Raw genomic sequence first — 10,106 nt, 5'->3', positions numbered from 1 at the left:
TTGATGATCTTCTTCTGTCGCCATTGTGGCGTTTTAACTCATGTTGTTGAATGATACCTAATGATTCAAGTTGTTGACATGCCCTGGTAACTGTTTTGCGACTGATGCCTAATTCTACGGCTATCTTGGATTTACTGCGGTATGATACCCCGTAATACTTAGAAGAATAACGATGCAATACGTCCAGGACTCTATAAGTTGAACGTGTTAAGTCTTTGGCGTGACGTTCTCGAATCAGTTTAGTATTGTCGTTTAGTTCGTTGATTGTGAAGAATGGTTGCAGTGATTGGTACGTTTCTGTTGTGTTAGTTAGTGTCATTTCATAGTCTCCTTTTTAGGAAACAAAAAAACGGAGGAATTAACCGTAGGTCGTACCGGTTAAAACCTCCGCTCGTATTACCTCTTGATTCCGCCTTGTATCGTGTGTATAATGACGTTATCGAGAGGTATTTGAGAAGTGTTTCACGCCGTGTCTGATACGGTGTAAGACGGTTGTAACGGGCTTGCCGGCCAGTTATAACGCTCAATGCCTCTTATTTTTTGTTCGATTTATTTCGTTGGGGTAATCATACAACTAGATTGCTAATCTTGCAAGTTATTTCCCAAATAGTCGCATAAACAATCCTTTAGGCTTTTCTTCTACCTCAACTGTTGCCGCTACTTCTTCAATTACTGAAGAAACCTCTCTTATTTCCTTTAATTCATTCTTAATATCCTGGATTTCCTGCAATAAAATTCCCATGTTTTGCTCATATAAAATACTTTGATTTTGAATGTGTTCCGTCAATTGCAAAACCGCATCTTGTAACCGTCCAACGTCTTGTTGTTGCGCTATATTAGGTACTTGTTGCGTAACAACGTCCATTACGTCAATGCCATTTATGCGCTCTGTTATCGCCTTTGCGGCATCATTCAACGTCATAAAGCCAGAATCTTTGTATGAAATCAATTCCCTTAATACTTTTAAATTTTCATCGGTGTAGAACCTTGCATTACTACTGTTTCGTCCAATTCCAGTATAATTTGCGTCTTCTAACATAGCCGAATACTTCCTTAACACTGGTGGCTTCAACTTTAAAGCGGTGCATGTTTCGTCGATACTGTACACTTTTATTGCGCTCATATGACTGCCCCCGTTTCAAACATGTTGGTCATGCGTTATTGTAACACGGACGCAATGAGTCTGGTTTAAAGTCGTCATAATGTTGGACTGGTGCAGTTTGGTAGCGGTATCGTCCAATTTAAAGGCTGGGTGCATGACTAAGCGTGGTATGTGTGCTGTAGGGATCAGTAAGTAGATTGTATCGGCAATTATCCCGCCCGTTACTGCTGTTAATGATGGACTACGCCCCTTGGCCAAATATATCAACCTTCGTAAACCCGCCTTTTCCCTACGTTTCCGAGCCTTCGTTTTCCGTTAAAATCTCTGTTTTATGTGTGATCGGGTGTTATGGATTAAAACAAAAAAAGAGTAGCTGTATGGGCTACCCCTTTATCTTTTAACTCGCTTACTATTTTGTTTAAATCAAATATCGAATGGGCAATCAGAACGAAAAATCAGAAATACTTTACTTTATTTCAATATAATTTCCATCCTTGATCTCCCTATCGAAGTCGCCACCCCAGAAAAGATATATTGATGTTTTACCATTTTCATATTTATATAAAGCAATAACCTTTGCTTCCTTTGAATACAACACATAGTGTCCCTCCCGATCGGTGAATTTTCGACCTGCAAAATCGGGTAAAATCTTATTAAAAAATTCCTTTTCTGATACCTTCGCGATTATACTTTCTACGATTTCGCCGCTGTAGAAAATTGACATGCCCGGATATTCCTGAACCAATTCTTGATTATAATCGATATCAATATACTCTCTTTGCGGCTTACCTAATATTGAGATAACTTCACTTTTGGACATAAAGGTAGTTACATTATTTAGCATAATACTTTTCGTAACTAAATCTAGGTATACTTTTCTTTTAGAGACTGGTCTAAAAGCTGGGTTCATTGACCTAGCCAAAAATGCAGAGAAATGTGCTCTACTCAAACTTTCATTCGGCTTAAATGTTCCATCTCCATATCCTGAAGTTATGTTTAAAAATGCTAGTTTTCTTACTGCTATATAAGAGGTTGATCCTTTTGGAACATCTTTGAATTTTATATCGGCTTGACCCGTCAATTTAAAGGCATTTGCGATGAATGCGGCCATATGTCCTCTCGTTACTAAGTTGTTCGGCTTAAATGTTCCGTCTGGATATCCGTTTATTATTCCTGCTTCAACAGCCGAATTAATGTAACCTGATGAATATCTACTTTCGGGTACATCTTTAAACTTCGTTTGGGTTTGTTTTCCATCAAGACCGACTGCTTTACTTACCATGACAGCGACCTCTTCACGTGTTACTTTTTTGTCGGGGAAAAAATTTTCTGTTGGTTTAATTACTCCTTTGTCTACTAGAAACATGATTTCTGCATAGTTAGCGTGGTTTTTTGGTACGTCTTTAAAATCGGTATTGGCAGCATTAACTTGTGGAACTAATGACAGCGTTAAGATCAAAATAAATAAGACTGATAGAGTTTTTTTCATAATATTCCTCCTTTTGCTGTTTGCACTGTTTAATATAGCATTAATAGTGTGATAGACAATATTCGTCTTTTATTATTTGTCTAGTGCATGAACAGGCGTGGTCTAGCTGCTGTACGGGTAGGGTGTTGCAGATGTTCGGCAGTTACCGCCCCGTTACTGCTATTGATGATGGATGATGACTTTGGCCAAATATAGGAGTAGCCGTTATCCCGCCTTTTTCCTACGTTTACGGCTGTCGGTATCCTTGTAAAATGTCGCTTTTACTTGTGAACTTAAAGTTGTCTACTTAATGAAATTTTCCGGTATAACGCAATGACTTTCCTGTTTTTTTGTTCCCAATCTTCATTTTTTAACATCGGAATGTGGAATGTTTTTTCTAGTTCTGTCATTAGTTCTGCATATCTCAATGATTTTGCATCGTTGCTATCAGAAGAGAACAGGATCTCCTCATATCGTTGGTTGAATTCAATCAATGTCATTTCATTTCCTCCTCATTTGTTATGAATCATTGAAGCAAAGACAGGTAGCTGATGGGCTACCCTCTCAATCCTTCACGTTCCAATAGGCGGTATATTGTTCCAGTACCGACTTTAAACGTTACCCGTATGTCTTTGATTGATGTGCCTGCTTTGTACGCTTCAACGATGGCATTCATTCTTGCTTCCTCTTTACCGCCTTCTACTAGATGCGTTTTGCGACCCTTGAATTTACCTTTTTCTTTGGCAATTGCAATGCCCTCTTTTTGTCGTTGCTTCCCCATCTTCCGCTCAAACTGTGCTAGTGCTGAAAACATCGTAAAGATAAACTCACCCGTAGGATTGTCCTCTGATAGATCTAGCCATTTATCTGTTATTGATTTTAAATATGCCTTTTTTTCTTGGATAACTTCAACGATTCCAATTAAGTCTTTAGTGGAGCGCGACAGGCGACTTAATTCATGGATGATTACCGTATCGCCTTCTTGTAATTCTGATAGCATTAATTGAAGTTGTGGGCGTTCTGTTGTTGCACCACTTATTTTTTCAGTGTAAAACTCTGTACAACCTGCTTCTTTAAGTGATTTTTCTTGCCTAGCAATATTTTGTGATTCTGAACTCACACGAATGTATCCTTTGATTGTCATTGTCATTACCCCCGTTTGTTTTGTTGCCCTTATTATACCATCTAATACGGTAACGGTCAAACGGTAATTACAGGACGTTGATATAGAGCCATTCCTAGACGGTCGTTTTCATTACCGTTTGACTGTACTCTAACGGTAATAGGATTGACTAGACTCTTATCTGATTATTCTTCCTGCCATTGAAAATTAATAGCCGTTGCCTTCCTCACATATATTCATTAAATTTCTCCCGCAGCATGTTTCTATCCCATAGAATTATGTCGTTTTTAGCAGCTAAATCTACTGCTGATTTTGTGAAATAATTATTGGTAATAACTATGCCCCTGTCGCAATTGTAATAAGCTATGCCTGCAACAGTTTCCTGCACAGCTGAATTATTTACTTTTGAACCATAACATTTCGTTTGTATCCCAAACTTCCTTCCATCCTTTTCTGCCAAAACATCGATTCCTTGATCCCCAGAACCTTTAGTCCTTTCGGATAAATACCCCATTTTGGTAAACAACTTTTCAACAAATGCTTCAAACTCGTATCCTGTAAAAAGGTCTACATCATTAAAATCCATTTTTTCAACACTAGGTTTCTGCATTAACTTTTTTTCGAATTTTTCATATTCAATTATTTCATTCATTAATTGAACTTCTTTTTCTACAAATATATAATACTTATGATAAATATTAAGTTTATTCAATTCTACTTCTGGTAATAGTTCTTTATTAATTAGATAGTATGTCAATAAACCAATGTTTTCTTCGTCAAGGGTATTTATTTCTTGGATTTCACAATAGACTTTAATATAATCCATGTAATCTTTATCTACAGCTTTGAAATATGCGCCAAATCGTTCTTCCCACTCATTTGCAAAATATTTTACGACTTGTTTTCTTAGTATCATCCATATAAATGCCGGCATTAAGTGAGTAGCAATATCCATCTTATGAGTCAAAATCTTTTTAAACTTATCAATAATTCCAACTAAATATTTTATAACCCCTTCTGGTTGATCGTTAATTAAATAGTTCATTCCAAACTTGTAAGCCTCAAGAGGAACATTAAATAAAAGTTCATTCAAATAAGCCTTATCAAGAATAAGATACTCTATTATTCGATGTGCATTGAAATCCCAAAAATATTCTCTTGGTATTTCACGAACAAAGTTGTTGAATAGCTCGGTTATCCAATCTTCTAAATTGTTGATTTCAGTTTCCAAAAGGCGGTAATCATTAAGTCTATTTTCATTTGAAACTGCATCAAACTCACTAATCCTTTCAATTATTAAATTCTTACAGTTTTCATTCCTCACATTGATTCTCAAAACCATGGTAGAGTTATAAAAAAAGCTAATTTGGTGAAGATCAAACCTAAAATCAACTAGAATTTCATGTATGGGATTAGGTTCTTTATTGTTTAAGATATTTTCAAAATCATCTATAGTTAAACTATTGAATAAATAAACATTATTAAATATTGATACATTTCCCTCGCTTAAAGAACGCAAAGTTTCATTATAATTGAAGTTTTCTTGCATTGATTCGAAGCTATCTACGTTTCCAAAAAACATATAGTTTTTATTGATAAAGCTTTCTACTTCATGAATACTTGAAAATTCCATCATTTTTTTATCCATTAGGTATTTCATTAACACTAAACTAAAATTACCTTCTTCTAATTTTTCTACACCTATATGATGAAACAGACAAAAAAGAAATGCTTGATCCAACGAACAATCTGCACTCCTAGCTATTTTATCTATACTGGACTTATTTTGTATAAATTGATTTTCTATTTGATCGTAGGCTATTCTTCTTTTTTGCTTGATTTCTTCTTGAAGTGATTTTAATAGACTATTATCATTTATTGAAGAACGATTCACAATTAATCACCTATTCCTCCCTGTATTTGTAAATATATATAAAGTCTTACTTAGTAGAATATCATATTTATTACTCCGTATAACTGAATTATCAGAACGTTCGTAGTTGATCTCGAAACGTTTCGAGTCAATATCCAATTTTAGGGCTTTTAGCGACATTCACATATATTGCGATACCCTATGATTCATAACGGTCGGCACGTGTTAAACGACTATTTTTGTAGGGTTGCGGCCTATCATTTCGTTTACATATGCCTCTATCCGTAATCGACTCGATACATAACAGGATCAAGTATTTTAGTGTGCTATATCATCTATTTCGGGTGTCGAATAATTAATTTTAGTTGGATATATAAGAAAACGTACCCTTTGATAGCAGTACGCTCACCAATAACATGATTGGTCGTCGACACTCAATCATGTTATTGGTGACGTTAATTAGATGGCCGTTGGTAGTAATTCGATTCTAAATCCGTATTCTTCCCTGCTGAAGTTAATATATTTTTCATCTCTCAAGATGTCTAACTGGTCGTTAAGCGCATTAACTTTCTTGCGGCTGTAAGTACCGCACAACTCTTCAAAGTCGATTAGAGGGGTTTGTAATGGATCTTGCAGAATGTTAGCTATCTTGGTCAGTAAGTTTTGCTGTTGCTTGTCCATTGTACCGCCTTCTTTCTCATTAAATTCCTCGTAATCGAATTCCTCGAACGTTTCCAACTCTAATAAATCTACTGGTGGGACTAATCCATTTGCAGATGATGCCGCCTTTTTGTCGTAATCCATGAAATTAAATAGTTCATGAGCATTGGCAGCATACATAACTTCCAGTGGCTCACGTTCCAGTTTGAGTAATTCCCGTATCTTTTTCTGTTCTTTTTCAGGGTATGTGCTGAATAATCCAAAGTTATATTGTAGCTTGCGGATACGATTCCTACGCCATTTGTCGGTGTTTAGTTGCTCAATGTCCGAGATAAATAAGTAGCGTTTCATCTGTTTTAATATGACGCCATGCTGAATGTTATGGATGGGCATTTCTTTCAAGGTAAATTTGAACCTAGTTTCCATACGATTCGGGAACTGATGGACGATTCCAGTATCCCTTTTTTGTTCTTTGATTTGGCGGTCATAGTGTGCGAGTATATGCCCTCTACGTTTTGAATTGTAATTACCGACGTAAAAAGTTTCATTTTCGTATAGCTTTCCACTGTCAAAAAGAGTTTTATGATGCTTAAAAAGCAGGGAATCGAGTACCCTTGTTTTGAAATCATAAAAAATATCTAAACGGATGATACGCCAGTCGATATGATTAAGGATTTCTATAATCTCAATGGGGATAGCTGATGTAAAAAAGAGTCGATGTATCTTTAAAGTAGCGTTGAAATGACAATGAAACTTTGGATCAATTGGTGATAGATGCATGGTAAATCCAATGTCATTCAAGAATAGAGAATGTCTGTAACCTGCTGTTCGCTGATATACGTTATAGTAGCGTTCATATATGAATTCTTTATCTTTGGGAGACAATTTACACATTAGATAACAGGTGTCGATACCTGTTTCATAGTCAATATTTAAAATTGGTAACGGTTTAATTATCGGATGTTTAACTTTGGATATAATTATCATTCCTTTCTTTTTCTGATTTGATTTGTGATAGGTTATATAAAAATTCTAAGTTAATAAGTAGTCTACAAAGCCATATAGAATAAGGATTATTAAACCTATTATTAGATAATAAATATAATTTTAGTGTCCCTTATAATTCAGCAGTCGGATGTATCGTATAGATCCTATAGATAGGTTTTGTATGACATGTCCTACCTATAGGATGTTTAATTGGGAATCACAACAAGTGGAATTTCATGCGCTCCATTTGAGTAACATCGTTTTGCATAGCTTTCAGTAGTTTTATTTCTTTAATTGAAGGATTTTCCCTTTGGTTTATGCGTTCAATACTGGCTTTTAAACGGGCATACCACGCCTTATCCTGTGCTTCCATTTCTTCTTTGGGACGGGCGGGACGTTGTTCAACTCTTGCGTACATAGCCATTTGGCCATTAGCTAATTCGATTGCTTGATTTTCGACACTCTTTAGCTTGCCGTATGTTGCACCCGTGAATTCGCTCATTTCTTTGATAGTGCTGACCATATGAAAGCCCAATCCATCGTCCCCAAAGGTCACTAAAGCTGTCTGCACAGCATTTTCTTGTTTGTGATCTTCATCCGATAACATTGCAAGATTACCAATTTCATAATCTCCTGTTCTGTCTATACGGTGCAAAGTTGGCTTATAGTCTTCGTTGTATCCACTATCTTTAAATTTGATTTGTTGGGTTTTCCACGTTTCCCACAACTTTGGATCCTCATTGATGATTTGAATTAATGCAAAACGAGGTTTTTTATTCAACAGAAACTTTTTGTTCTTATAGCTTTCATTGTTATTAACCCTATCTTTTGCATTATTTATCGAGTGGAAGAGTGTCAAACCTGCATCTACCAATTCAATGTCAACCTTATTTTTTATAAACGCTCTTGTAACTGTAACCCTTTGCTCATTGACTTTGTTCCTCTTTTCTACCTTCTTTTTTTGTCTTTTCTTCATCTGAAAACTTCCTTCCTTTTGCTATATTTTAGTAGCCGAGACCCCCAATTGCTGGAAGTGACGCCTCATAATAAAAAAATTATTTTTAAAAATGTATTGCAATTTTATAGACGTTCATGTTATACTTGAAGTAGGTATAATTACTAAGTCTTAACACTACTAGTATAAAGACGATTTTGAAAATCGTCAACCAGATTTCGTAGATTGTAAAAATAGTTTTATTATGAATATTCAATAAATAATATATAGGAACGAAAAATAGACGCCTTCCCAAAGTTAATCCTGGGATAGGCGTTTTCATTTGTTCTCATATTCTAAAACACCTCTGTGGTTGTCCTATGGACTCTGTAATGCGTTCCAAGAAGTTTTAGATGTATAAACTAACCTGTGATGCTAGGACGCTTAAATCAATTGCTGTGATTTGCAGATAGGGCGCTTATATTAGTTTACGAACTCTTTAGTAAGTTATAGGTAAGACATTAGTAAGTTATCGTAGATATACGAACTTATTAGTATGACTCTCCAATAAACGTTTTTATGTTACTAGAAAAATAGGCGACTGCTGCAGTTGTCCTTTTTATATTTTTCTGCAACGGTTCATTTTAAAATTCGAGTGAAACGACAACAGATTTCAGAGGATATTTTGAAAAAATAAACTTTGGAAAACTGTAAAGGTCGTAGGAAAATTCCTACCAATTAAAAACAACGTTTTTGGGGAGTGTGATCACACACCCGTAGCTTGCCCCCCTCTCTCTAATTCTTTATTTTCGTCCCTGTAGGAAACTCATGCAACTTTATAAATACGAAAATAATTAAAGGGAAAATAAAGTCCGATTTCGGAAAATAGTTAGAAAGAGCATAAGGGAAAACTGTCCCCACTTTTGGTGTGGGACTAGGCTAGGCCTAGTGTTTGGATGGGCACAAGTTTTTTGAATTTAGGAACGCTAGAGTGCCTTCATATTTTGACGTTTAGGAACGCTAGCGTGACAGATAAAATCGGTTGCTATAAATCCAAATGTGGATCCCTTTAATTTTAATGATTGGCTAAATAATGTTTAACAAATCAAATGCGTCAAGCGCAGACTTTGCTCTTTTATGCACTAAGTAAGAAGCAATATGTTCAAAGCTAGTCGATATGTTTGGGTATCTGTCTTTTAGGTTGTCTTCGTTGTGATGCATGATATATAAAGTGGCGTTTCTGACACCTAATTCAATAGTATCGAAGCATTTTAGATTTGTAATTTGCTCATACTCCGAATATATCCCCATATTTTCTAGCAATTGTTTTGAATCTGTTTTGTTGAGGTAATCTACCAACTTTTGTTTATTTGAGTCAATGTTCATTATGTACCCCCTATATTAATGCGTAGCAATCTCCAGCCAGTCTGGTACTTTGTAGTTTTCCTTACGGTAAATCTGCGCAGCCGTATCGAAAGCTACCGTATAAAGTACAGCCGAAATTGATCGAACTACGCCCCGTTTGTATCCGTTGATTACCGAAAGTATAGCGTCAGTAAATAACCCCTCGTTGGATTCAAAGGTAATCGTCCGGTCTATTGCGGCCTTTCCTCGTAAAAGAGCGCTGTATGCCTTGTACATAGCAGATTCACTTAGAAACGGGCTTAATGCATCGTAGATAAATGCTGGAATTTTATCCCCTCGGAAACCTCTTTTCGTATCCAATGTGATTTTGGGATTGTTATTAGTATTTAAAGGAGTTTCTTCCTTGGGACATTCCGTTGGGACATTCTCTATTTTAGATGGTTCAAGACGTATAAAAACGATAGCATTTGATGATCTTCTTCTGTCGCCATTGTGGCGTTTTAACTCATGTTGTTGAATGATACCTAATGATTCAAGTTGTTGACATGCCCTGGTAACTGTTTTGCGACTGATGCCTAATTCTACGGCTATCTT

At 35.9% G+C, this 10,106-nt stretch carries 9 protein-coding genes and 1 pseudogene; all 10 read right to left on the bottom strand.

Annotated elements, in window-relative coordinates; genetic code table 11:
- Positions 1 to 319, bottom strand: a 319-nt coding sequence (locus tag FQ087_RS22145; RefSeq protein ID WP_149582779.1) for a MarR family transcriptional regulator, incomplete at its 3' end; no start/stop codon positions are given.
- A gap of 276 nt (positions 320 to 595) precedes the next feature.
- Positions 596 to 1,123: a MerR family transcriptional regulator gene (locus FQ087_RS22140; protein ID WP_149582778.1), complete on the bottom strand. Its 528-nt coding sequence runs from the start codon at positions 1,121 to 1,123 to the stop codon at positions 596 to 598.
- Positions 1,124 to 1,568: 445 nt separating this feature from the next.
- Entirely contained in the window at positions 1,569 to 2,591 is a 1,023-nt protein-coding gene (locus tag FQ087_RS22135) for an S-layer homology domain-containing protein (protein WP_149582777.1), read from the bottom strand.
- Positions 2,592 to 2,863: 272 nt separating this feature from the next.
- Positions 2,864 to 3,070, bottom strand: coding sequence for a hypothetical protein (locus FQ087_RS22130; RefSeq protein ID WP_149582776.1), 207 nt, complete (start codon positions 3,068 to 3,070; stop codon positions 2,864 to 2,866).
- A gap of 56 nt (positions 3,071 to 3,126) precedes the next feature.
- Entirely contained in the window at positions 3,127 to 3,714 is a 588-nt protein-coding gene (locus FQ087_RS22125) for a recombinase family protein (protein WP_149582775.1), read from the bottom strand.
- A gap of 205 nt (positions 3,715 to 3,919) precedes the next feature.
- Entirely contained in the window at positions 3,920 to 5,587 is a 1,668-nt protein-coding gene (locus tag FQ087_RS22120) for a restriction endonuclease (RefSeq protein ID WP_149582774.1), read from the bottom strand.
- 438 nt (positions 5,588 to 6,025) lie between these two features.
- Positions 6,026 to 7,213, bottom strand: coding sequence for a hypothetical protein (locus tag FQ087_RS22115; RefSeq protein ID WP_149582773.1), 1,188 nt, complete (start codon positions 7,211 to 7,213; stop codon positions 6,026 to 6,028).
- Positions 7,214 to 7,430: 217 nt separating this feature from the next.
- Positions 7,431 to 8,189: a hypothetical protein gene (locus tag FQ087_RS22110; RefSeq protein WP_149582772.1), complete on the bottom strand. Its 759-nt coding sequence runs from the start codon at positions 8,187 to 8,189 to the stop codon at positions 7,431 to 7,433.
- Positions 8,190 to 9,233: 1,044 nt separating this feature from the next.
- A complete protein-coding gene (locus FQ087_RS22105) occupies positions 9,234 to 9,533 on the bottom strand; it encodes a hypothetical protein (protein ID WP_149582771.1) in 300 nt (99 codons plus the stop codon).
- A gap of 15 nt (positions 9,534 to 9,548) precedes the next feature.
- A pseudogene (locus FQ087_RS22695) lies at positions 9,549 to 10,106 on the bottom strand (helix-turn-helix domain-containing protein); the annotation flags it as partial.

Source organism: Sporosarcina sp. ANT_H38 (genome assembly GCF_008369195.1).
Lineage (GTDB): Bacteria > Bacillota > Bacilli > Bacillales_A > Planococcaceae > Sporosarcina.
The sequence above is the reverse complement of the archived record's forward strand: the minus strand, read 5'-3'. Positions and strand labels throughout refer to the sequence as shown.